The 23,303-nt window shown below is 71.0% G+C and carries 22 protein-coding genes and 1 tRNA gene; 9 read left to right on the top strand and 14 right to left on the bottom strand.

Annotated features, from left to right (window positions below; all coding sequences use genetic code 11):
* Positions 1-184 precede the first annotated feature (184 nt).
* Positions 185-1,030: an alpha/beta hydrolase gene (locus ABZ883_RS10250; protein ID WP_360904610.1), complete on the top strand. Its 846-nt coding sequence runs from the start codon at positions 185-187 to the stop codon at positions 1,028-1,030.
* Between the two features lie 68 nt (positions 1,031-1,098).
* Here the strand turns inward: ABZ883_RS10250 and ABZ883_RS10245 are convergent, their stop codons facing one another.
* The 5 genes from ABZ883_RS10245 to ABZ883_RS10225 form a co-directional block, all read right to left on the bottom strand.
* A complete protein-coding gene (locus ABZ883_RS10245; protein ID WP_360904607.1) occupies positions 1,099-2,319 on the bottom strand; it encodes an ABC transporter permease in 1,221 nt (406 codons plus the stop codon).
* Positions 2,316-3,089: an ABC transporter ATP-binding protein gene (locus ABZ883_RS10240; protein ID WP_360904604.1), complete on the bottom strand. Its 774-nt coding sequence runs from the start codon at positions 3,087-3,089 to the stop codon at positions 2,316-2,318. The genes ABZ883_RS10245 and ABZ883_RS10240 overlap by 4 nt, the downstream gene beginning before the upstream one ends.
* Complete coding sequence (locus ABZ883_RS10235) at positions 3,086-4,225, bottom strand: hypothetical protein (RefSeq protein ID WP_360904601.1); 1,140 nt, start codon at positions 4,223-4,225, stop codon at positions 3,086-3,088. Before ABZ883_RS10235 ends, ABZ883_RS10240 begins: the two co-directional genes overlap by 4 nt.
* A complete protein-coding gene (locus ABZ883_RS10230; protein WP_360904598.1) occupies positions 4,212-4,868 on the bottom strand; it encodes a hypothetical protein in 657 nt (218 codons plus the stop codon). The genes ABZ883_RS10235 and ABZ883_RS10230 overlap by 14 nt, the downstream gene beginning before the upstream one ends.
* 452 nt (positions 4,869-5,320) lie before the next feature.
* Positions 5,321-5,404 (bottom strand) — tRNA-Leu (locus ABZ883_RS10225).
* Positions 5,405-5,767: 363 nt separating this feature from the next.
* On the opposite strand from ABZ883_RS10225, the gene ABZ883_RS10220 reads away from it, so the two are divergent.
* From ABZ883_RS10220 to pknB, 6 genes are all read left to right on the top strand, one after another.
* On the top strand, positions 5,768-6,625 hold the full coding sequence (locus ABZ883_RS10220) for a DUF3662 and FHA domain-containing protein (protein WP_360904595.1): 858 nt from the start codon (positions 5,768-5,770) through the stop codon (positions 6,623-6,625).
* 10 nt (positions 6,626-6,635) lie between these two features.
* Positions 6,636-7,154, top strand: coding sequence for an FHA domain-containing protein (locus ABZ883_RS10215; RefSeq protein WP_360904592.1), 519 nt, complete (start codon positions 6,636-6,638; stop codon positions 7,152-7,154).
* Between the two features lie 57 nt (positions 7,155-7,211).
* Positions 7,212-8,783 (top strand): PP2C family serine/threonine-protein phosphatase, encoded by a 1,572-nt coding sequence (locus tag ABZ883_RS10210; protein WP_360905126.1) that lies wholly within the window; start codon positions 7,212-7,214, stop codon positions 8,781-8,783.
* Positions 8,784-8,811: 28 nt separating this feature from the next.
* A complete protein-coding gene (locus ABZ883_RS10205) occupies positions 8,812-10,200 on the top strand; it encodes an FtsW/RodA/SpoVE family cell cycle protein (RefSeq protein WP_360904589.1) in 1,389 nt (462 codons plus the stop codon).
* Positions 10,197-11,657 (top strand): penicillin-binding protein 2, encoded by a 1,461-nt coding sequence (locus ABZ883_RS10200; protein WP_360904586.1) that lies wholly within the window; start codon positions 10,197-10,199, stop codon positions 11,655-11,657. The genes ABZ883_RS10205 and ABZ883_RS10200 overlap by 4 nt, the downstream gene beginning before the upstream one ends.
* A gap of 151 nt (positions 11,658-11,808) precedes the next feature.
* A complete protein-coding gene (gene pknB / locus ABZ883_RS10195) occupies positions 11,809-13,818 on the top strand; it encodes a Stk1 family PASTA domain-containing Ser/Thr kinase (RefSeq protein WP_360904583.1) in 2,010 nt (669 codons plus the stop codon).
* Positions 13,819-13,922: 104 nt separating this feature from the next.
* Here the strand turns inward: pknB and ABZ883_RS10190 are convergent, their stop codons facing one another.
* The 6 genes from ABZ883_RS10190 to ABZ883_RS10165 are packed head-to-tail and all read right to left on the bottom strand — an operon-like array spanning position 13,923 to position 18,469.
* Complete coding sequence (locus tag ABZ883_RS10190) at positions 13,923-14,651, bottom strand: class E sortase (RefSeq protein WP_360905124.1); 729 nt, start codon at positions 14,649-14,651, stop codon at positions 13,923-13,925.
* A 31-nt stretch (positions 14,652-14,682) separates the two neighbouring features.
* Positions 14,683-16,137, bottom strand: coding sequence for a class E sortase (locus ABZ883_RS10185; RefSeq protein ID WP_360904580.1), 1,455 nt, complete (start codon positions 16,135-16,137; stop codon positions 14,683-14,685).
* A 4-nt stretch (positions 16,138-16,141) separates the two neighbouring features.
* On the bottom strand, positions 16,142-16,777 hold the full coding sequence (locus tag ABZ883_RS10180) for an aminodeoxychorismate/anthranilate synthase component II (RefSeq protein ID WP_360904577.1): 636 nt from the start codon (positions 16,775-16,777) through the stop codon (positions 16,142-16,144).
* The gene (locus ABZ883_RS10175) at positions 16,774-16,950 is read right to left on the bottom strand and encodes a hypothetical protein (RefSeq protein ID WP_360904574.1); all 177 of its coding nucleotides are present in this window, start codon (positions 16,948-16,950) and stop codon (positions 16,774-16,776) included. Before ABZ883_RS10175 ends, ABZ883_RS10180 begins: the two co-directional genes overlap by 4 nt.
* Positions 16,951-16,991: 41 nt before the next feature.
* Positions 16,992-17,696: a class E sortase gene (locus tag ABZ883_RS10170; RefSeq protein WP_360905122.1), complete on the bottom strand. Its 705-nt coding sequence runs from the start codon at positions 17,694-17,696 to the stop codon at positions 16,992-16,994.
* Between the two features lie 5 nt (positions 17,697-17,701).
* Positions 17,702-18,469 (bottom strand): DUF881 domain-containing protein, encoded by a 768-nt coding sequence (locus ABZ883_RS10165; RefSeq protein ID WP_360904571.1) that lies wholly within the window; start codon positions 18,467-18,469, stop codon positions 17,702-17,704.
* A gap of 136 nt (positions 18,470-18,605) precedes the next feature.
* Between ABZ883_RS10165 and crgA the strand changes: the two genes are divergently transcribed.
* The gene (gene crgA / locus ABZ883_RS10160; protein ID WP_319663327.1) at positions 18,606-18,860 is read left to right on the top strand and encodes a cell division protein CrgA; all 255 of its coding nucleotides are present in this window, start codon (positions 18,606-18,608) and stop codon (positions 18,858-18,860) included.
* 241 nt (positions 18,861-19,101) lie between these two features.
* On the opposite strand, the gene ABZ883_RS10155 is transcribed toward crgA, so the two are convergent.
* Both ABZ883_RS10155 and ABZ883_RS10150 read right to left on the bottom strand, forming a co-directional pair.
* On the bottom strand, positions 19,102-19,956 hold the full coding sequence (locus tag ABZ883_RS10155; protein WP_360904567.1) for a rhomboid family intramembrane serine protease: 855 nt from the start codon (positions 19,954-19,956) through the stop codon (positions 19,102-19,104).
* A gap of 73 nt (positions 19,957-20,029) precedes the next feature.
* Complete coding sequence (locus ABZ883_RS10150; RefSeq protein ID WP_360904564.1) at positions 20,030-20,557, bottom strand: peptidylprolyl isomerase; 528 nt, start codon at positions 20,555-20,557, stop codon at positions 20,030-20,032.
* Positions 20,558-20,772: 215 nt separating this feature from the next.
* Between ABZ883_RS10150 and ABZ883_RS10145 the strand changes: the two genes are divergently transcribed.
* On the top strand, positions 20,773-21,540 hold the full coding sequence (locus ABZ883_RS10145) for a DUF5324 family protein (protein WP_360904561.1): 768 nt from the start codon (positions 20,773-20,775) through the stop codon (positions 21,538-21,540).
* Positions 21,541-21,664: 124 nt separating this feature from the next.
* Here ABZ883_RS10145 and ABZ883_RS10140 read toward each other — a convergent pair whose 3' ends face one another.
* Complete coding sequence (locus ABZ883_RS10140; RefSeq protein ID WP_360904558.1) at positions 21,665-23,260, bottom strand: MFS transporter; 1,596 nt, start codon at positions 23,258-23,260, stop codon at positions 21,665-21,667.
* Positions 23,261-23,303: the final 43 nt, after the last annotated feature.

The raw sequence follows: 23,303 nt of genomic DNA, 5'->3' as shown, positions 1-23,303 counted from the left end.
TCCTCGGGCTTTCTTGAGCTTCCTGGAGTTCGTCGGTCCGCTTCCTTCCGTCCACCATCATACCGGGCACGACAAACTCGCACCCATTTAACTTGTGCACGATAGAAACGCCCGCTAGATTTCTCGTCGTCGCCCCGGACGGCAACGCCCGTGACGATCACCCCTGCCACCGAAGGAGATCCCCATGAACCCGAAGTCCGTCGTCCGCCGCACCCGTACGTCCGCCGCCGTGGTGGCCGCCGCCGCGGGAGTGGCGGCCGCCTCCCTCGCCGTCACGGCACAGGCGCACGCCGCGCCCGAGCACCACGCGGAGGGCAAGAAGCCGACGGTGGTGCTCGTGCACGGCGCGTTCGCGGACTCGTCGAGCTGGAACGACGTGATCACGCGGCTGAAGCGCGACGGCTATCCGGTGGTGGCACCCGCCAACCCGCTGCGCGGCCTGGACAGCGACGCGCAGTACCTGGCCGGCTTCCTCAAGAGCGTGAAGGGCCCGGTCGTGCTGGCCGGCCACTCGTACGGCGGCGCCGTGATCAGCGAGGCCGCCGCGGGCGACCCGAACGTCAAGGCGCTGGTCTACATCGCCGCCTTCGCCCCCGACAAGGGCGAGAGCGCGCTCGAACTGTCCAACAAGTTCCCGGGCAGCACCCTCGGCGACGCCCTGAACCCCGTGTCGTTCCCGCTCCCCGACGGCACCACCGGCACCGACCTCTACATCAAGGCCGACAGGTTCCACGACCAGTTCGCCGCCGACGTCCCCACCCGGGTCACCGACCTGATGGCCGCCACCCAGCGCCCCGTCGCCGCCTCGGCCCTGGAGGAGAAGGCCACCCAGGCCGCGTGGAAGAAGATCCCCTCCTGGAACCTGATCACCACCGAGGACAAGAACATCCCGCCGGCCGCCCAGCGCTTCATGGCCGAGCGCGCCCACTCGCACACCACCGAGATCAAGGCCTCCCACGCCGTCTCGGTCTCCCGGCCCGGCGCCGTCACCCGCGTCATCGAGCAGGCCGCACGGACCACCCAGCGCTGAACCGCCGCGGCGCGGCCCGCACCGGGAACCGACCCCCGGTGCGGGCCGCGCCGCGATCCCCCTGCGCCTCAGAGCGCGAGCGCCTCCGTCGGGGGCAGCCGGGAGGCCCGGACCGAGGGGTAGACGCCCGCCAGCACGCCCACGACCACGGCGCCCGCCACGCCGCTGGTGACGACGGTCAGCGGCACCACGGGCGGCCAGCCCTGATGGAGGCTGTAGCCGATCGCGGCCAGCGCGCCGAGCACGGTGCCGGCGACGCCGCCCAGGGCCGACAGCATCACCGCCTCCATGAGGAACTGGCCGCGGATCTGGCCCTTGCTGGCACCGAGCGCCCGGCGCAGGCCGATCTCCTTGCGGCGTTCCAGGACCGAGATGAACATCGTGTTGGCCACGCCGATGCCGCCGACCAGCAGGGCCACCCCCGCCAGCCCCAGGAAGAGCGAGGAGAAGGTGTTCTGGGTCGCCTTCTTGGCGGCCAGGACGTCCGAGGGCCGGCTGACCTGCACCAGTTCCGGCGTCTGCGGATCGAGGGTGGCGGGCAGCACGGCGCGTACGGCCTCCACCGCGTCGTCCCTCGCCTCCACGTAGACCACGGTCGGGTGGTTGTCGAAGCCCAGATAGGTGCGGGCCGCTCCCCAGCCGACCAGGACGGACTGGTCGAGCTCCGGGGTGAGCGGCATCGGGGCGAGGATGCCGGTCACCGCGAACGACTGCCCGCCGACGAAGACCAGCGGGACGGGCCCGCCGGGTTCCAGCCGGGTGATGCCGAGCCACGCCGCGGCCTGGTCGCCCAGGACGGCGGTGGGGAAGCGGTCGGAGTCCCGGCTGAGGAACCGCCCCGAGCGGACCGTGGCGTGGATCGTCCTCAACAGGTCCTCGTGGCTCGCCAGTACCGTGATGCCGATGCCCGCGTCCGAGGGGGCCCGGTCCGAACGCCGCACCTGCGCATGGGTGTTGGCCACCTCGCTGACCGACGTCACGGGGCCGACCCGGCGGGCCATCGCCACGGCCTCCTCGGGCAGCGGCGCCGACTCCTCCCCCGGCTGGGGAACGGCCTGCGCCTGAAGGAGGTTGGGACCGAGTGCGTTGAGCTCGTCGAGCAGGTGCCGCTGGCTCGACGCCGGGATGCCCGTCACGACGATCACGGTGGCGATGCCGATGGAGATGCCCAGCGCGGACAGCGCGGCCCGCATGACCCGGATGCGGATGCCCAGGAATCCCAGGCGCAGGAAGTCGCCGGGCGGCAGCCGCACCGCGCGGATGTACCGGTCCTCCGGTGGGCTGGTCATGGGGTTCCTTCCGCACGGGTGTCGCGGACGATGCGGCCGTCGCGGATCTCCACCCGCCGCGGCAGCCGGGCGGCGATGTCGCGGTCGTGGGTGATGACGGTGATGGTGGTGCCTTCGTCGTTGAGCCGGACCAGCAGGTCCAGGACCGCCTGCCCGTTGGCGGTGTCGAGCGCGCCGGTGGGTTCGTCGGCCAGCACCAGCGCCGGTGTGTTGACCAGGGCGCGGGCGATCGCCACCCGCTGCTTCTCGCCCCCGCTGAGCTGGTGCGGCAGATGGTCCACCCGGTGCGACAGCCCGACCCGGCCGAGGGCTTCGACGGCGAGCGGCCTGCGCCGGCGCCGGGTCACGCCGGCGTAGAGCAGACCGGTGGCGACGTTCTCGGCCGCCGAGAGCCCGTCGGTGAGGTGGAACTGCTGGAAGACGAAGCCCAGCCATCGCCCCCGCAGCACCGACAGCTGCCGGTCGCGGAGTTCGGCCGCGTTCCGGCCCGCGATCTCCACCGTGCCGCTGCTGGGCAGGTCGAGTGTGCCCATGAGATTGAGCAGGGTGGACTTCCCCGAGCCCGACGGGCCGACGATGGCGAGCAGTTCACCGCGGTCGATGGTCAACGAGACGTCGTCCAGGGCGCGGACCCCGCCGGCGTAGACCTTGCTCGCGCCGTCGACCCTCAGCACGGTGCGGTCCGAAGGAGGGCGCGCCGCGGCCGGCCGCGCGAGGTCGGTACCGGTGCCGGGGACCGTGTGCCCGGCCCGGCGGCGGCCCCGGCTCATGAGGCCGTCACCACCCGCAGCCCCTCGGTCAGGCCGGTCCCGCTGACCTCCACCATGCCGCTCGCGTACAGCCCCGTGGTCACCGCGAGGTAGCCGCCGTCGGTCCGCTGCACGGCGTAGCCGCCCCCGCTGAGGGCGACCAACGCGCCGACGGGCACGGCCAGGACGTGCTTGCGGGCCACGGAGGTGAACCGGACCTCCACGTTCGCGGTGTCGTACTTCGGCAGGACCGAGGGAGCGACGGTGACATCCAGGGTGGGCGGGGTGTTCTCGCCCACGGGCGAGTCGCCGCCTCCCTGCACGGACTGGCTGATCGCGGTGACGGTCCCCGGGATCTCGCGGGAGTCGGGGAGCGTGATGGTCACGTGCGCGCCCTTGGTGATGCCGTCGGTGTCGGTGGCCGGGACCGGCACGCTGACGGCCTTGGTGGTGCGGGTGACCGTCATCAGCGGGCCGGCGACGGGATCCCCGAGCTGGGCCGTCACCGCGCCCACCCGGACCGGCCCGGGCAGCACCACGATCTGCCCGACCTCCAGCCGCCCGGTCGGGGTCATCCCGACCCGCTTCTGCCACCGCTTGACCGCGGCCGCCAGCGTGCGCGTATAGACGTCCCCGGTGCGGTCCACGAGGCTGCCGCCCGTGTAGGGCCCCGACGCGCCGGAGTTGGTCCGGGGACCGATGTCGTAGCCGAGGGCCTCCATGTTGTCGGCGACGACGGTCACGTCCCGGCCCCGCAGCGTCGGCTTGTCCAGGGTGCGGAACAGCGGCGTGCTGCCGTAGAAGACCATCACCGGCCGGTCGTCGACCGCGTACAACTGACGGCCGCGCTTGACCGTGGACCCCGTGGACGGGAGCTCGGTGACCGTGCCGGTGCCGGCGCCCTTGACGGTGATGCCGGGTCCGAAGCCGAGGACACCGCGGTGCGTCCTGCTGTCGGACAGGTCGGTCCTGACCACCGTGGTGGTGGCGGCGGAGGCCGTCCGCGCCGGGGAGTCGCCGCGGGCGTGCGTCCCGGAGGTGACGGCGTATCCGGCGGCGGCCAGCCCGGCCGCGGCGACCAGGGCCGAGACCACGGCCACCGCCCTGCGGCGGCCGGGCCGCCTTCGCGCACCGCGCGCGACGTCACTTCTTGCCACTGAAGGCTTCCAGTTCACACGCGTGCTCGATCGCGGACTCGCCCACGGGGTCGTTCTCGACGTAGTCGTCGTCGTACGTGTAACCCAGGCCGTTCGGGTAGACGCTGGTGTCCTTCACGAGGTGCACCATGACCCCCTTGGCGCGCAGGCACTGCACGCGTGCCTGGGCGTTCTCCCGGTAGTGGGGGTTGAGCGCGGGGTTCTCCTCCTTGGGGCCGAGCGGCAGTTTGCCGGCGCAGGGTCTTTTCGCGCTGTCCGGAATCGGCTCGACGAGGTTCAGGGGCTGGCCTTCCCGTACGGGGCCGGCGGGTCCCGGGCCGCCGGTCTGGGCGCCGTGGGCGACGAGGCAGTCGTCCCAGGCCCGGATGAGACGGTTGCGGCGCTCGTCGGTGTCGTCCAGCCGCATCTGCGGAGGCCCGGCGTCGTCGGTGCCGGCCTGGGTCTCCTTACCGGTGCCGTCGGCGTCACCGGCGGGGGGCGCGGGGGCGTCGGACGCGGGCAGGGAGGCCACCTGGCGTTCTGCGGACGGATCCGCCGTGCCGCCGCAGGCGGTGAGGCCGGTCAGCGCGGCCAGGGTGACGGCGGCCAGTACGGCGACATGGCCGCAGGCCCTGCCGGCGGGGCGGGATCGGGTGAGGGGCATCGCGTTCCTCGGTCGTCGGTGCGGGAGGCTCTGCTGTCGCTCCCGACTTCCCAGACGTCCGGCCCTCGACGGGGTTGCCGCTCGCCCGCGCTTCCCGCGCCACCACCCGCGTGGCGTGCGTCACGTGACCGCCGCCCGGGCGGCCCGGATGCAACGGTCTGAAAACGATCTCCCGGCCGCAGGGAGCAACACGGGAGGAGGGAGCCCGGCACGGGCGGCCCCTGATGGCGGGACACCCGGCAGCCCCACGCGGGGAACGACCCGTCAGACGCGCGAACCGCCGTCGCACCACGGCCTCCTGTGGCAGGCATCACATCATGATCGCCCTCGCGGGGGAGCCCTCCGATGTGAGGGACGCAACGATGCCGGCCCGGCCCGCGGACCTCCGGCAACGCGAGAAGCGGGCCCCCTCGGTGACTTTCGCCACCGGGGAGACCCGCTTCATCTGTCTGTGCGCGAGGGGGGAGTTGAACCCCCACGCCCTTTCGGGCACTGGAACCTGAATCCAGCGCGTCTGCCTATTCCGCCACCCGCGCATGGGTGCTGCCGTTAGATTCTGTCACACTCTGCGGGGCTTCCCGTTCGGTGCGTCAGCGCCTTCCGACACCCAGAACACTAGCACGCTGTTCAGGGTGGATTCACATCCGTTTCCGGGCACCCCCACGGGGCGGGAACCGTCCTCTGTTGCGGGACACTGGCTTGAGGCGCCTCTACCATCCCTGTGGGGAAGCGGCGGCGGCGCCTGTGAGCGTTGACACCGGTCCCGCGGGACCGATCGGGGAACCACCGGTTTTCCCGGTGCGTGGATACGATCAGTAAGCAGTACCGGAAGGATCGAAGGGGAAGGATCGCGGCGTGAGCCCGCGACAACCGCAGGACCTTGAGGAAGGAGGTGCACCGTGGGAGTACTCAAGAAGTTCGAGCAGCGTCTCGAGGGCTTCGTGAACGGCACCTTCGCCAAGGTGTTCAAGTCCGAGGTCCAGCCCGTGGAGATCGCGGGCGCGCTGCAGCGCGAGTGCGACAACAACGCCACCATCTGGAACCGGGACCGCACGGTGGTCCCCAATGACTTCATCGTCGAGCTCAGCACCTCGGACTACGAGCGGCTGAGCCCGTACGCCGCCCAGCTCGGCGACGAGCTGGCCGGCATGGTGCGCGACTACGCCAAGCAGCAGCGCTACACGTTCATGGGCCTGATCAAGGTCCATCTGGAGAAGGCCGACGACCTCGACACCGGTCTGTACCGGGTGCGGAGTCGCACGCTGGCCTCCAGCGAGTCGCAGCAGCAGCTCCAGCAGTCCCCGCCACAGGACCGGAACGCGCCCCAGGGCCGCGGCGGCTACGGCTACCCGCCGCAGTCCGCCCAGCGCCCCGCCGGGCCGCCCCCGATGCCCGCCGCACCCCCGCCCGCCGCGGCCGCCCCCGTGACCCGGCTCCCGGGCACCGGTACGGGCCCCGGCGCGGGTGCCGGCATGAACGTACGCCGCTGGATCGAGATCAACGGCAGTCGCCACCAGATCTCCCGGCCCACCCTCGTCCTCGGGCGCAGCACCGAGGCCGACGTGCGGGTCGACGATCCCGGTGTGTCCCGCCGGCACTGCGAGATCAGGGTCGGCACGCCCTCGACGGTCGTGGACCTCGGGTCCACGAACGGCATCGTGGTGGACGGGCAGCACACCCAGCGCGCTACGCTCCGCGACGGTTCACGGATCGTCGTGGGCAGTACCACCATCGTGTACCGGCAAGCCGAAGGGTGAAGCGGGGGCAATGTCAGAGCTGACCCTGACGGTCATGCGGTTGGGTTTCCTCGCCGTACTGTGGCTGTTCGTCATCGTGGCCGTACAGGTCATCCGGAGCGACCTGTTCGGGACCCGGGTGACGCAGCGCGCCGCCGGTCGCCGCGGCGACCAGACGCGGCCGCCGCAGCAGCGGCAGCAGACACAGGCGGCGGCCCAGCGGCAGCAGCCGCAGAACAACCGGGCCCGTCGCGGGGCCCCGACCAAGCTCGTGGTGGCCGAGGGATCGCTGGCGGGGACCACCGTCGCGCTCCAGGGCCAGACCATCACGCTCGGCCGGGCCCACGACTCCACGATCGTGCTCGACGACGACTACGCGTCCAGCCGCCATGCCAGGATCTACCCGGACCGGGACGGCAACTGGATCGTCGAGGACCTGGGATCCACCAACGGGACCTTCATGGAACGGAACCGGCTGACCACGCCGACGCCGATCCCGCTCGGTGCCCCGATCCGCATCGGCAAGACCGTCATCGAGCTGCGGAAGTAGTCGCACCATGGGCGAGCACAGCCAGCGAGCGCGAGCGAGAGGGTGGGCAGCGTGCGGATGTACCCGGAGCCGACGGGCGAGGTGCGCATGACTCTGTCGCTGCGCTTCGCCGCCGGTTCGCACAAGGGAATGATCCGGGAGGGCAACGAGGACTCCGGCTACGCCGGCCCGCGGCTGCTCGCCATTGCCGACGGCATGGGCGGCCAGGCCGCCGGTGAGGTCGCCTCGTCGGAGGTGATCTCCACCCTCGTCACGCTCGACGACGACGTCCCCGGCTCGGACCTCCTCACCTCGCTCGCCACCGCCGTGCAGCGGGCCAACGACCAGCTGCGCGTCATGGTCGAGGAGGACCCCCAGCTGGAGGGCATGGGCACCACGCTCACCGCCCTGCTCTGGACCGGTCAGCGGCTCGGCCTCGTGCACGTCGGCGACTCGCGCGCGTATCTGCTGCGCGACGGCGTGCTCACCCAGATCACCCAGGACCACACCTGGGTGCAGCGGCTGGTCGACGAGGGCCGGATCACCGAGGAGGAGGCCGGCACGCACCCGCAGCGCTCGCTGCTGATGCGCGCGCTCGACGGCCGCGGCCAGGTCGAGCCCGACCTGTCCGTCCGCGAGGTCCGCGCCGGCGACCGGTACCTGATCTGCTCGGACGGCCTGTCCGGCGTCGTCAGCCACCAGACGCTGGAGGACACCCTCGCCGGGTACCAGGCGCCCGCCGAGACCGTGCAGGAGCTGATCCAGCTCGCCCTGCGCGGCGGCGGCCCCGACAACATCACCTGCATCGTCGCCGACGTCCTGGACATCGACGACGGGGACACCCTGGCCGTGCAGCTGCACGACACGCCCGTCGTCGTGGGCGCCGTCGCCGACAGCCGTCACCACCTGCCGATGTCCGACCCGCGGCACCTGCAGACCCCGGCCGGCCGCGCCTCCGAGCTCGGCCGCCCGCCGGCCCCCGAGGGCTCCTTCGGCCCGCCCGGCAGCGCCGACCCCGCGGGCGGCTCGCCCATGGGCAGCTTCGGCGACTTCGAGGACGAGGAACTCGACAAGCCGGTGAAGTCGCACCGGTGGCTCAAGCGGTCCCTCGTGCTGCTGGTCGCCCTCGGTGTCGTCGGCGGCGGTCTGTACGGCGCGTACCGTTGGACCCAGACGCAGTACTACGTCGGGGTCAAGGGCGATCACGCGGCGATCTACCAGGGCATCGAGCAGAAGCTGGCCTGGGTCAACCTGTCGAAGGTCCATGAGGACCGCCCCGGCATCGAACTCAAGTACCTACCGCAGAACCAGCGGAAGTACGTGACGGCCACCATCGCCGCGGGCAACCTGGCCGACGCCCGCAAGACCGCGGACGAGCTGGAGCACCAGGCCAAGGTCTGCCAGACCAAGGAATCCCTGGACAAGGCCCGGGCGGACGCCGCCGACAAGGCCAAGAAGGACCAGCAGAAGGGCGCGGGCACCGCCTCCGGCAAGGCCACGGGCAAGCCCTCGGGCTCCCCGACCGCCGGCGGCACCGCGAGCACGCCCCCCAGCAGCCCGTCCGCGGGCGCGACCACCAGTCCGTCGACCAGCCCCAGCCTCACCGCCGAGGACCAGGCGCTGGCCGAGCAGTGCCCCACGGGCAGCTAGCAGTCTGCAGGAGGGCCGTCAGTCCAGCATGAGCGTTGTCACGAACACCACGACCATCACATCCGTCGGCGCGCCGAGCCGTCGCAACACGGAGCTCGCGCTTCTCGCCTTCGCGGTGCTGATCCCGGTCTTCGCGTACGCGAACGTGGGCCTGGCGAAGAACGACGCGCTGCCCGCGGGCATGCTCGCGTACGGCCTCGGGCTGGGAGCGATCGCCGGTGTCGCGCACCTGGTGGTGCGCCGGTTCGCGCCGTACGCCGACCCCCTGATGCTGCCGATCGCCACGCTGCTCAACGGCCTCGGCCTGGTCTTCATCTGGCGCCTGGACCAGGAGCCGACGCTGCCGGGCGGGTCGTCCGCGCCGACGCAGCTGATGTGGTCGACGCTGGGCGTCGCGTTCTTCCTGGGCGTGCTGATCTTCCTCAAGGACCACCGCATCCTGCAGCGCTACACCTACATCTCGATGGTGGTCGCGCTGGTCCTGCTGATCCTCCCGGTGTTCTTCCCGGCCGTCTACGGCGCCCGGATCTGGATCACCATCGCCGGCATGTCCATTCAGCCCGGTGAGTTCGTCAAGATCATCATCGCGGTCTTCTTCGCCGGCTACCTGATGGTCAAGAGGGACGCCCTCGCGCTCGCCAGCCGCCGCTTCATGGGCATGTACCTGCCCCGCGGCCGCGACCTGGGCCCGATCCTGGTGATCTGGGGCCTCAGCATCCTAATCCTGGTCTTCGAGACCGACCTGGGCACCTCGCTGCTCTTCTTCGGCCTCTTCGTGATCATGCTCTACGTCGCCACGGAGCGGACCAGCTGGATCGTCTTCGGTCTGCTGCTGTCCGTGGGCGGCGCGGTGGTCGTCGGCAGCTTCGAGCCGCACGTCCACAGCCGCGTGGAGGACTGGCTCAACCCGTTCCGCACCATCGAGGCCGGCCAGGGCGCCAGCCAGCCCGCCCAGGCCATGTGGGCCTTCGGCTCCGGCGGCCTCTTCGGCTCCGGCCTCGGCCAGGGCTACTCCCGGCTCATCGGCTTCGCCGCCAAGAGCGACTACATCTTCGCCACCGTCGGCGAGGAGCTGGGCCTGGCGGGCCTGATGGCCATACTGCTGCTCTACGCACTCCTGGTGGAGCGCGGCGCCCGCACCGCCCTCGCCGCCCGCGACCCCTTCGGCAAGCTGCTGGCGATCGGTCTGTCCGGCGCGTTCGCGCTCCAGGTGTTCGTCGTGGCCGGCGGCGTCACCGGTCTGATCCCGCTGACCGGTATGACGATGCCCTTCCTCGCCCAGGGTGGTTCCTCCGTGATCGCCAACTGGGCGCTGGTGGCCATCCTGCTGAGAATCAGCGACACCGCGCGCCGACCGGCGCCGACCCCCGCCTCGTCCCCCGATGCCGAGCCGACCCAGGTGGTGCGCGTCCAGTGAACAAGCCCCTGCGACGAGTCGCTGTCTTCTGCGGGCTGCTCGTGCTCGCCCTGCTGATCAGGGTGAACTACATCCAGTTCGTGCAGGCCGACGCACTCAAGAACGACACCAACAACCGCCGGGTCGCGATCAACCAGTACGCCAGCCCGCGCGGCGACATACTCGTCGACGGCAAGGCCGTGACCGGCCACACCGAGACCAACGGCAGCGACTTCCGGTACAAGGCCACCTTCAAGGACGGCCCCCTGTGGGCACCGGTCACCGGCTACGCGTCCCAAGCCTTCGGTTCCACCCAGCTGGAGTCGATCTACGACTCGATCCTCACCGGCGACGACGACCGGCTGTTCTTCAAGCGCACCGTCGACATCCTGTCCGGCAAGCAGAAGCAGGGCGGCGACGTCGTCACGACGCTGAACGCCAAGGCACAGCGGGCCGCCTTCGAGGGCCTCGGCAAGAAGAAGGGCGCGGTCGCCGCCATCGACCCGACGACCGGCGCCATCCTCGCGCTGGCCAGCACGCCGTCGTACGACCCGTCCTCCATCGCCGGCAACTCGAAGAAGGACGAGAAGGCCTGGGTCTCGCTGCTGAAGGAGAACAACCCGGACGAGCCGACGCTCAACCGGGCGCTGCGTCAGACGTACCCGCCGGGTTCGACCTTCAAGGTGGTCACGGCGGCCGCCGCCCTGGAGAACGGGCTGTACAGCAACATCGACGACCCGACGGACTCCCCGGTGCCGTACATGCTGCCGACCACCCAGACGGAGCTGAAGAACGAGGGGCCCATCCCCTGCAAGAACGCCACGCTCCGGGTGGCCCTCCAGTACTCGTGCAACACGGTCTTCGGCAAGATCGGCGCCGACCTCGGCCGCGACAAGATGGTCGACGAGGCCCAGAAGTTCGGCTTCAACCAGCAGCTCTACATCCCGGTCCGCACCGCGGCGAGCAACATCTCAAAGACCATGGACAAGCCGCAGACCGCGCTGTCCTCCATCGGCCAGTTCGAGACCGCCGCCACCCCGCTGCAGATGGCGATGGTGGCCTCCGCGATCGCGAACAACGGCACGCTGATGCAGCCCTACATGGTGAGCGAGCTGCGGGCACCGAACAACACGGTGGTCGAGCAGACCAAGCCCAAGGAGTTCTCGCACCCGCTGAGCCCGGAGAACGCCCAGAAGCTCCAGCAGATGATGGAGACCGTCGTCACCGACGGTACGGGCAAGAACGCGCGGATCTCCGGCGTCACCGTGGGCGGCAAGACCGGTACCGCCCAGCACGGTATCGACAACAGCGAGTCTCCCTACGCGTGGTTCATCTCGTACGCCAAGACGGACTCCGGTTCCCCGGTGGCGGTCGCGGTGGTCGTCGAGGACGCGAGCGCCAACCGCGGGGACATCTCCGGCGGCGGCTTCGCGGCCCCGATCGCCAAGGCCGTCATGGAGGCCGTGCTGAACAAGTGATGCCGGTCACGCCGTATCTCTGTACGTGCGCCAAAACGCACGTTGCGATACCGGTCGTATATCGGCTACCGGCCAGGGCCGGGATCGGTACGCGGCGGCGGGTACGGTATGCCCGAGCAGCCACACGGACGGTTTAGGAAGGGCAAGCGCTATGGAAGAGCCGCGTCGCCTCGGCGGCCGGTACGAGCTGGGCTCGGTGCTCGGCCGCGGTGGTATGGCCGAGGTGTACATCGCCCATGACACCCGGCTCGGCCGCACCGTCGCCGTGAAGACGCTCCGGGTGGATCTCGCCCGCGACCCGTCCTTCCAAGCCCGGTTCCGCCGTGAGGCCCAATCGGCCGCCTCGCTGAACCACCCGTCGATCGTCGCGGTGTACGACACCGGCGAGGACTACGTCGACGGGGTCTCCATCCCGTACATCGTCATGGAGTACGTGGACGGTTCCACCCTGCGTGAGCTGCTGCACTCCGGCCGCAAGCTGCTGCCGGAGCGTTCGCTCGAGATGACGGTGGGCATCCTCCAGGCACTGGAGTACAGCCACCGCTCCGGCATCGTGCACCGCGACATCAAGCCCGCGAACGTCATGCTGACGCGCCAGGGCCAGGTCAAGGTCATGGACTTCGGCATCGCCCGCGCCATGGGCGACTCCGGCATGACGATGACGCAGACCGCGGCCGTCATCGGCACCGCGCAGTACCTCTCGCCTGAGCAGGCCAAGGGCGAGACCGTCGACGCCCGTTCCGACCTGTACTCCGCCGGCTGCCTCCTGTACGAGCTGCTGACCGTGCGGCCGCCCTTCGTGGGCGACTCCCCGGTCGCGGTGGCGTACCAGCACGTCCGGGAGGAGCCGCAGCCCCCGAGCGTGTACGACCCCGAGGTCACCCCCGAGATGGACGCCATCGTCCTCAAGGCGCTGACCAAGGACCCGGACTACCGCTACCAGTCCGCCGACGAGATGCGCGCCGACATCGAGGCCTGCCTCGACGGCCAGCCCGTCGGCGCCACGGTCGCCCTCGGCTCCGTCGGCTACGGCGGCGGGTACGGCGGCTACGGCAACGACTCCGCCACCACGGCCATGCCGCCGCAGCACGACGCCGGCACCTCGATGCTGCCGCCCATGCGCGACGACGACGGCGGCTTTGGCTACGACCAGCAGTCGCCCGGCGGCGGTGGCCGGCGCAAGCCCAAGAAGAGCAACACCTCGACCATCCTGCTCGTCGTCGCGGCCGTCCTGGTCCTCATCGGCGCGATCTTCATGGGCAAGGCGCTCTTCTCCGGCAACGACGATGCGGGCGGGACGGTCTCCGTTCCGGCGTTCGTCGGCGTGACCAAGACCGAGGCGGAGACCAAGGCCAAGAACGCCGATGTGACGATCTCCTTCGGCGAGGAGGTCTTCTGCGCCGACCAGCCCAAGGGCAAGGTCTGCAAGCAGTCGGCCGAGCCCAGCACGAACATCCCCAAGGACCAGTCGGTCACCCTGAACCTCTCCAAGGGCGCCGAGAAGATCGACGTGCCCGACGTCACCGGGGACAAGTTCGACGACGCCGAGCAGGAGCTCAAGCAGGCCGGCTTCGAGGTCGACAGGCAGTCCCAGACCTCCGACAAGGAGGAGGGCACGGTCCTCAAGCAGGACCCGGACGGCGGCGAGAAGCGCGCCAAGGGCGCGACGATCACGCTGACCGTGGCAGTGGCCCCCGAAGAGGTCACGATCAAGAACGTCGAGAACAGGTCGAAGGACGAGGCCACGCAGATCCTCAAGGCGGACGGTCTCCAGGTGAACCCCGTCGAGGAGGAGTCCGCCGACCACGCCGCGGGCACGGTCATCAGGACGGATCCAGGGGCCGGTAACACGGTCAAGGCGGGCGACACGGTCACCCTGGTGATCGCGAAGCCCCCGTCCACCTCGAACATGCCGCCCCTGAAGGGGATGACGGTCGCCGACGCGAGGGCCACGGCCGCGGAGCTGCAGATGCAGTTCGGCTTCCTGCCCAACAGCCCCTCACAGGCCGACACCGCCATCGTGCAGTTCCAGAACCCGCCGGAGGGCACACCGGTGAAGCCCGGTGACACCGTGAGCGTCTTCGCCACGGACAACCCGAACGGCGGCGGCGGGAACAACGGAGGCGGCGGCTTCTTCAACGGAGGCGGCAACGGGGGCTGACGCGCCGACGCCGCCTGCCAGGTGAGGACAAAGGGGAGGGGCCCCGGACACGATGTCCGGGGCCCCTCCCCTTTGCTGCCTGTGCGAGCCGCAGCGGCCGCCCCTCAGCCGCCCAGCTCCGCCGGAGGCGTCCGCTTCGCGTCGACCTTCTGGGTGCGGACGAGTTCGGCCCAGACGATGTAGCGGTAGCGCGACGTGTAGACCGGGGTGCAGGTCGTCAGGGTGATGTAGCGGCCGGCCTTGGTCCTGCCGCTCTCGGCGGGGGTCTGGGCGAGGACCTTGACGTTGTACTTCGAGGTCTGCGGCAGGACGGAGAAGACCTTGTAGACGAACCAGGTGTCGCGGTTCTCGAAGACGACCGCGTCGCCCTTCTTGATCTTGTCGATGTTGTGGAACTTGGCGCCGTGGCCGTCGCGGTGGGCCGCGAGCGAGAAGTTGCCCTGCTTGTCCCAGGGCAGAGCCGACTTCACGGGGTCGGTGTAGTAGCCGGCGACGCCCTCGTTGAGGACATCGGTGCCGGTGCCCTTGCGGACCAGGACCTCGAAGTTCTTGCCCATCGCGGGGACGTGGAGGAAGCCGATGCCGTTCTTGGTGTCGAGCTTGCCCGGCTGCTCGGCGGCCCACTGCCGGCGGACGTCGTCGCCGTCGCGCTGGGCCTGGCGGTCGGCCAGGACGTTGGTCCACCACAGGGAGTAGACGACGAAGAGCCCGAGCACCAGGCCCGCGGTGATGAGGAGTTCACCGATCAGGCTGACGACGGCGGCGACGCCGTCGCGGGTGCGCCGCGGGTACGGCGCCGTCTCCCACTGGTGGTCCTGCTGGGTGGTCGTCACCACTGCCCCGATCTGTGCGTACGTACCCGGCCTACTCGACCAGCGCGTCCGGCTTGCCCTTCGCACGCGGCCGTTCCTCGACCATCTTGCCCCAGACGATCAGCCGGAACTCGCTCGTGAACTCCGGTGTGCAGGTGGTCAGCGTGATGTAGCGGCCCGGCTTGGTGAATCCGGATCCGTTGGGGACCGGCTTGATCACGGAGGTGTTGGACGGAGGGGTCGAGGCCAGCATGCTCGTGACCTCGTACGTGTAGTACGTCGACTCCGTCTCGACGACGACCTTGTCGCCGTCGACCAGCTTGTTGATGTAGCGGAAGGGTTCGCCATGGGTGTTGCGGTGGGCGGCGAGCGCGAAGTTGCCCTGCTTGTCCCAGGGCATCGCCGTCTCCAACTGGCCGTCGTAGTGGCCGATCATGCCCTTGTCGAGCACCTTGTGCTTGTCGGTGCCCTCGGCGATGGGGGCCTTCACGTCCAGCTTGGGGATGTACATGATCGCGAAGCCCTGGCCGGGCGAGAACGCGCCGGGGTCGCGGGGTGTCGTCTTCTCGCCCTCCCACTGCTTCTGGAGGTTGTTGGCGGCACCGCCGGCCTGCTGGTGGGCCAGGACGTTGGTCCACCACAGCTGGTAGGTGACGAACAGCAGCATCAGCACACCGAAGGTGATGAACACCTCACCGACGACGCGGCTGGCGATCACACCGGGACTGTCCTTGGCCGCGCGTGCCGCGCGACGCGCCTCCAGCCGGGAGCGGGGGGCCGGGGCCATCGCCGGGGTGGACGCGTCCGGGGCCGTGAGCGCCCCTGTGGGCTCCTGGGCGCCGGGGACGGCACCGGAACGCCTGCGTCCTCTGCCACCGCGCCGTGCGGCCTCCTGAGCGGCCTTGCGGCGGGCGGCACGGCCGCCGACCGCGGGCGTGCCGTCGTCCTCGCGCTCCGGGCGCGGCGGCCCGGCACTCTCCTCCGGTCCGTCCCCGGGCCCGGTGTCCGTGCCCTTGTCGCGGCGGGGGGCGCTGGGGACGGGCGCGGGGGCGTCCACGACAGGCAGCGCCATCGTGTCGCCGGGGGCACCGGCCGCCCTGCGACGGGCGGTGGCCCGCTCCTCCTCGGTGGGCCGGCGGCGTACGACCCGGGCGGCCTCGGGCGGTTGCGGCGCCTGCTCCTCCCACGGCGGCACGGGGGCCTGGGCGGACGGGGCCTGGACCGACGGGGCCTGGGCGGACGGGGCCTGGGCCGCGGGCTCGTACGCGGCCGGCTGCGCGTGCCGCGGCGCCGCCGGCGGCGGGTACTGCTCCTGCGCGGTCGTCCGGCCCTCCTGCGGTGTCCGGCGCGGCTCCTGGACAGGCGGCTCCTGCTCCTGGGCCGGGGGCTCCCCGGACCCTTCCGCGCGCCGCGAGGTGCTCGGCAGCGGGTCGTTGAGCGGGTCGGCCAACTGCTCCACCGCGGCGGCGAATTCGGCGGTGTCACCGAAGTGCCGATGCGCGGTCACGCAGTCACGCCCTGGTTCCGACCACAGGCGCGAGGCCCGCGGAACGCTCGACGGCGCCCTGGTCGCCGCACTCGGCCAACCAGTTGGCGAGCATCCGGTGTCCCCATTCGGTGAGTACCGACTCCGGGTGGAACTGGACGCCCTCCACCCGGGCGGTGCGGTGCCGCAGGCCCATCACGATGCCGTTCTCCGTCCAGGAGGTGACGTCCAACTCCTCGGGCAGGGTGTCACGTTCGACCGCCAGGGAGTGGTACCGGGTGGCGGTGAAGGGCGTCGGCAGCCCGGCGAAGACCCCGCGCCCCTCGTGGAACACCGGGGAGGTCTTGCCGTGCAGCAGCTCGGGCGCCCGGTCCACGACAGCGCCGTAGGCGACCGCCATGGACTGCAGGCCGAGGCAGACACCGAAGACCGGGACGTCGGTGGCCGCGCAGTGCCGCACCATGTCGACGCAGATCCCGGCCTCTTCGGGCGTGCCGGGCCCCGGCGACAGCAGGACCCCGTCGAAGCCGTCCTGCGCGTGGGCGAGGGCGACCTGGTCGTTGCGGAGCACCTCGCACTCGGCGCCCAGCTGGTAGAGGTACTGGACCAGGTTGAAGACAAAGCTGTCGTAGTTGTCCACGACGAGGATGCGGGCGCTCACCGTACGGCCGCCATCCCCTGGTCCACGGTCACGTCGTTGAAGGGGAGCAGTGGCTCCGCCCACGGGAAGACGTACTGGAAGAGGACGTACACGACGGCGAGGACGAGGACGAGCGAGATCGCCGCCCTCACCCACGCGTTGCCCGGCAGGTGCCTCCAGATGAAGCCGTACATGCGCTGCCTTCCTGCTCCCTGCTCCCCGTGCCACGCCAAGATTAGCCCGACAGTCCCTCCGGCATGCCGTCCTCCACGGGCTGTGTGGATTCCAGGTGCCCCCAGGTGACGAGCCGGTGGCTGTGGCCCCACTCGGGATCGCACGTGGTCAGGGTCAGATAGCGCCCGGGAACGGTGTAGCCGGACTTCTCCGGCACGGGATCGACGACCGCGACGTCACTGGGCACCGTGCGGTAGGGTGCGCGGTCGATCTCGTACGTGTACCAGGTGCGGCCGTCGGTGAGGACGACCTCGTCGCCCTTGCGCAGCAGCGGGAAGTCCTTGAACGGGTCGCCGTAGGTGCGCCGGTGGCCGGCGACGGCGAAGTTGCCCAGCCCGCCGAGACGGGCGGTGTCCGCGTAGTGGCCCAGGCCCCGCTTGAGGGTGCCGGTCTCCGTGCCCTGCAGCACGGGCTTGTGCCAGTCCCGCCCGAGGCGGGGGACGTACATGACGGCGAACGCCTTGCCCTGCGGGTACGGCGTCACCTTGGGGGCGGGTTTCGCGGAATCCGGCACCTTGTGCGCGGTGGACGGCCGCGCCGTGCCCGCCGGTTGCGTCGCCCAGGTGTCCTGGAGCCGGTGGATCTCGCCGTCCATGGCACTGTCGGCCCGTAAGCCGGTCCAGAAGAGCACGTACACCACGAAGAGGACCATCAGCGCGCCCGCGGTGACGCACAACTCGCTCAGCGTCCGCACCACCAGGCGCACGGCGATCACCCCACAGGCTTGGCGTAGTGCAGATCCACTGTGCCGGAGTAGCCGGGCAGAGTCACCCGCTTGTCGTCCTCGACCTTCCATCCGAGTCCGTAGGCCTCGACGTACTGCAGGTAGTTCTGGATCGCCGGGCTGCGGTCGATCGCCTTGTGCAGCTTGCCGGGGTCGCCCACCGCCGTGATCTTGTAGGGCGGGGAGTAGACGCGTCCTTGCAGGATGAGGGTGTTGCCGACGCAGCGCACCGCGCTGGTGGAGATCAGCCGCTGGTCCATGACCTTGATGCCCGCGGCGCCGCCCGCCCACAGGGCGTTGACAACGGCCTGGAGGTCCTGCTGGTGGATCACGAGGTCGTTGGGCTGCGGGTCGGGCACGCCGGCGATGAGCGGCGCGGCGTCCGGCGGCGCGTCGTTGAGGGTGACGGAGACGGCGGGGCCGCTCAGCTTGCTCGTGCCCGCCTCGGCGGAGAGCCGGTCGAGCCGGTCACGGGTCGCGTCGCTGACCCCGCTGTCGGCGTGGGCGAGGGAGTCGACGTCCTTGCGCACGCCGGAGAGCTCGTTGTCGAGCTTCTCGTTCTGCCGGCTCTTCTCCTGGACCCGGTCCGACAGCCGCAGCAGGGGCTCGTCGGTACGGATGTCCACACCCTTGGCCGTGTCGAAACTCACCCAGAACAGCAGGCCGGCGAGGGCGAAAACAGCCGCGCTGAGCAGGCGAAGCACCACAGACCGGGCAGAACGGCGGGTGGGGGAGGCATGGACCGGATTGCTCACCGTAGCCTTATCTCCTTCCAACCCGTGGAAGCACTACGCTAACGGACGCCTGGCGGCCTGGTTCGCCTCGCCGCCCGCCAGTTCACACCACACGTCACACGCGCGGTCACGCAGCGCATCGACAGGAGAGTCCCTCGTGCCGAAGTCACGGATCCGCAAGAAGGCAGACTTCACCCCGCCGCCGGCGAAGACCGCCGCCATAAAGCTGAGCACCGGCAGGGGCTGGGTCGCGCCGCTGATGCTGGCGCTCTTCCTCGTCGGCCTGGCGTGGATCGTCATCTTCTATGTGACGCAGGGCAGCTGGCCGGTGGAGCAGCTGGGCAACTGGAACATCGCCGTGGGCTTCGGCTTCATCGCGGGCGGCTTCGTCGTCTCCACGCAGTGGAAGTAGTCGATCGCACAGTTATCCACAAGCGTCATCCACAGTGTTGAAAAGGTCGCATGATCTGTGGATAACCACTACCGGGTTGACGCCGGTGTGACCGGTGGTCCGATGTACGGGCCACCGGTCTTTCATTGATCTTGCAGGTCAGACACGGTGTGTGCGGGTCCGTGCACGACTTGCCCACAGGATGCACAGGGGAACGGTCCATCGCTGTGGATAACGTCAGATCAACAGAGCGGGTTACGGCCTAGCCGGTGATTCCTGCGACGCCCACCCAGGCGACGCCCACCACCGCGGCGAGCACGGCCGCGGCCGTCCCCCACTGCACGAGCGCGCGGCGCTCGCGCGGTGCGTAGGCCATCCCGACCGCCACGAGAGCACCCGCGACCAGGCCTCCGATGTGGGCCTGCCAGCTGATGCCCGCCCAGAAGAATGTGAAGACCAGGTTCAGCCCGAGCAGGATCAGGACCGGGCGCATGTCGTAGCGCAGGCGCCGCATGAAGACCGCCGTGGCGCCGAACAGTCCGAAGATCGCTCCCGATGCGCCGAGCGTCGCAGTGTTGGGCGCCGCCAGCAGCAGCACCAGCGCACCGCCGCCCAGCCCGGAGATCAGGTAGAGCGCGATGTAGCGGGCCCGGCCGAGCAGCCCCTCCAGCGGGGCGCCGATCCACCACAGCGAGAGCATGTTGAAGCCGATGTGCCACAGCTCCTGGTGCAGGAACATCGAGCTGATCAGCCGGTACCACTGGTCCGCACCGAGGGCCACGCCGAAGCAGCCAGACTGGTCGCAGGCCGCCCCGAGCAGCGCCAAGTCGGTCACCACCCGGTCGCCGACCGCCTGGACGAGCAGGAAGACCGCCAGGTTCAGCCCGATCAGGACCTTGGTCACCAGGCGCGGGTCGCCCGCCACGCTGCCGCCCGCCACCGTGCGCGGACCGGTGGTCTGCGCCTCCCGGCGCGCGTCGCGCACGCACTCGGGGCAGTGGAAGCCGACCGAGGCGTTGACCATGCACTCGGGGCAGATGGGCCGCTCGCAGCGCGAGCACCGGATGCCGGTCTCCCGGTCCGGGTGCCGGTAGCAGCGGACCGCCTGGTCGGTCATCTCTCAGCCCTTCACCGCGAAATCGCCCCGCACGTCAGACGGACGGGCGGGGCGGTTGAGTTCCCGGGGCGCCCTACAGGCGCTCGACGACCACGCTCTCGATGACGACGTCCTCCACCGGACGGTCGGTGCGCGGGTTGGTCGGGGTGGTGGCGATGGCGTCCACGACCTTCTGGCTGGCCGGGTCCACGACCTCGCCGAAGATCGTGTGCTTGTGGGTCAGCCAGGTCGTGGGGGAGACGGTGATGAAGAACTGCGAGCCGTTGGTCGCGGGCCCGGCGTTCGCCATGGCCAGCAGGTACGGCCGGGTGAAGGCCAGCTCGGGGTGGAACTCGTCGCCGAACTGGTAGCCCGGGTCGCCGGTGCCGTTGCCCAGCGGGTCGCCGCCCTGGATCATGAAACCGGAGATGACGCGGTGGAAGACGGTGCCGTTGTAGAGCGGCTCCGTGGAGGCAAGACCGGTCCGCGGGTCGGTCCACTCGCGGGTGCCCTCGGCGAGCTCGACGAAGTTCTGGACGGTCTTCGGCGCGTGGTCCGGCAGGAGCCGGATGGTGATGTCCCCCTGGGTGGTCCTCAGGGTGGCGTGGAGCTGCTCGGCCACGGTCTACCTTCCATCAGTCCTCGACGACAGGGACAAATCCTCGCACGTCGGGGCTTCTCCCGCGCCCTGTCGCGAACCGGTCCCGCGGCGACGGCCCGGGCGGACGCCCGCTTGACCCGGATGCCCGTACGCACATGCCGTTCCCCGTCGCCACGGGCATGATTTCAAACCGGGTGGAAAGGCGAAAACGTAACGCCACCGAGGAGGAGGTTCTCGTGACCCGCATCGACAGCGTGCGCGACGCAGCCGGAAGGACGAAGGACAGCGTGCGGCACGCCGCGGACGCGGTGGCGCCGTACGCCGGCACAGCGAAGGGCAGCGCCGCGCACTACGCGGACGAGGCGCGGCTGTACCTGGCACCCAGGGTGTCGTCGGCCGCCCTGCAGGCCCGCGACGCGGCCCGCATGCAGTACGACGCCTACCTGGCGTCGCGCGTCGACCAGGCCCTGGCAGCGGTGCCACCGGGAGTGCAGCAGGCCGTCGGCACCGCCGCCCAGCGGACCCGGCGGACGGCAAGGCAGGCGGCGGACTACACGGCCCCGCGTGTGGAGCAGGCCGTCAGCACCGTCCGCTCGGTCGCCCAGCCGGCCGCGGAGGAGGCGGCGGTCCGGGCGGCCGCCGCGGTCGCCGTCCTGCGCAGCCATGTCACGGCCGCCGACATCCGCAAACTGGAGCGCCGCCGCGTGCGGCGTGCCCGCACCGGGCGCTTCGCCAGGAGCTTCCTGCTGGTGGGCCTGGTCGCGGGCGGTGGATTCGCGGCCTGGAAGTGGTGGAGCAGGCAGACCAACCCGGACTGGCTGGTGGAGCCCGCGCCGGCCACCGAGGTCGCCGACCGCGCCTCGCTCAACGGCGGGGTCGGCTCCGACGCCGCCTTCGGGAAGGTCGACGGCTCCCCCGTCGACGCCCTCGACCCCGAGGTGCAGGCCAAGCAGGCCGAGGCCGATTCGAAGGACCGCCCCGGCAACGGCGAGACGTACCCCTGAGACGGGGCCCCGAGCAGCGGCGGTGGTGCGGTGCCGGCACCACCGCCGCGTGACGTCGTCATGACGCGGGAGGGCGGCGGACCCGGTGGTCCGCCGCCCTCCCGCTGTGCGTACGGGGCTCACCTCACCGCTGCGCGGGCACGGGCAGGTCCTCCCCCTTCTCCGGCTCGGCCTCGGGGTCGGCGATCTCCGCGGGCACCCCGCGCAGGGCCCAGCGGGCCGCGACCGCGCCGCAGGCGATGAGCACCGCGCCGGCCAGCGTCGTGACCTGGATGCTGTGGCAGAACGCGTCCCGGGCGGTCTCCGTCAGCGCGGTTCCCGCCGCGCCGGGGATCCGGGCACCCGCCTCGACCGCCCCGCCCACCGATTCGCGGGCGGCCCGTGCCACGCCGTCGGGCAGCCCGGCGGGCAGGACCAGGGCGTCGCGGTAGACCGAGCCGAGGACGGAGCCGAGGACGGCGATGCCCAGCGAGCCGCCCATCTCCATCGCCGTCTCCGAGACGGCCGCGGCCGCGCCGGTGCGGTCCTTGGGGGCGCTCGCCAGGATCGTGTCGTTGGTGACCGAGACGATCAGGATGATCCCCATGCCGTTGACAACCAGCGGCGCCAGCAGCGCACCGTAGGACGTGCCCGGGTCGGACAGCTGCCCGAGGACCGCGGTGCTCACGGCCACCAGGCCGAGGCCCAGCGCGACGACCGTGGCCCGGCCGAGACGCGGGATCAGGGCGGTGGCGAGCGGTGCGGCGAACGCCGCGGCGAGCGGGCCGGGCAGCAGGGCGAGGCCCGCGGTGAACGGCGACCAGCCGCGGACGGTCTGGAAGTACATCGCGAAGGCCAGCGACAGCGTGGACGAGGCGAAGATCATCACCAGGTTGGCACCGACCGCGCCGCTGAAGGCGGGGTTGCGGAACAGCCGCAGGTCGATCAGCGGCTCCTCCACGCGGACCTGGCGGCGGACGAAGAGCAGCAGGGCCGCGACCCCCACCGCCGCCGCGACCCACACCGGCGCGTGGCCGGCGCCGTCCCGGAAGCCGGTCTTGATCGCGTAGATGGCACCCAGCACACCGACGACCGACAGGGGGACACCCGGCCAGTCCAGCCGCCCGGGACGCGGGTTGCGCGACTCGGGCAGCACCAGCACCCCGGCGACCAGGACGACAGCCATCAGCGGTACGTTGACCAGGAACACCGAGCCCCACCAGAAGTGGTCCAGCAGGAGCCCGCCGACGACCGGGCCGAGGGCGAAGCTCGCCGCGCCGATGCCGCTGCTGATGCCGATCGCGGTGGTGCGCTCCTTGGGGTCGGTGAAGGCGTGGCGCAGCAGGGACAGGGTGGACGGCACCATCATCGCGCCGGCCACGCCCAGCAGGGCCCGCCCGGCGATGAGCAGCTGCGGGTCGGGGGCGTACGCGGTGAGCAGTGAGGCACCGCCGAAGGCGACGGCGCCCAGCAGCATCATGCGCTTGCGGCCGAGGCGGTCACCGAGGTTGCCCATGACGACCAGGAGGCTGCCCATGGCGAAGCCGTAGACGTCGGAGATCCACAGGATCTGCGTGCCGCTCGGGTGCATGTCCCTGAGCAGGGACGGGATCGCGTAGTTGAGGACGCTGTTGTCGATGCCGAGGAGCATGGCGGCCAGGCAGCAGACGGCCAGTGCGGCCCACCGGTGGCGGGCGGGGCCCGGGGCCCGCGGGGTCGGGGTGGTGTGTGTCGTCGTCATGGGGGCAACGGTGGCCGGGCGCGCTGACCGGCCGCGTACCGCG

This window comes from Streptomyces sp. NPDC046977, from assembly GCF_040644455.1.
In the GTDB taxonomy this organism is placed as follows: Bacteria; Actinomycetota; Actinomycetes; order Streptomycetales; family Streptomycetaceae; genus Actinacidiphila.
Note: the sequence above shows the minus strand (reverse complement) of the source record. Positions and strands in the feature narration are given on the sequence as shown.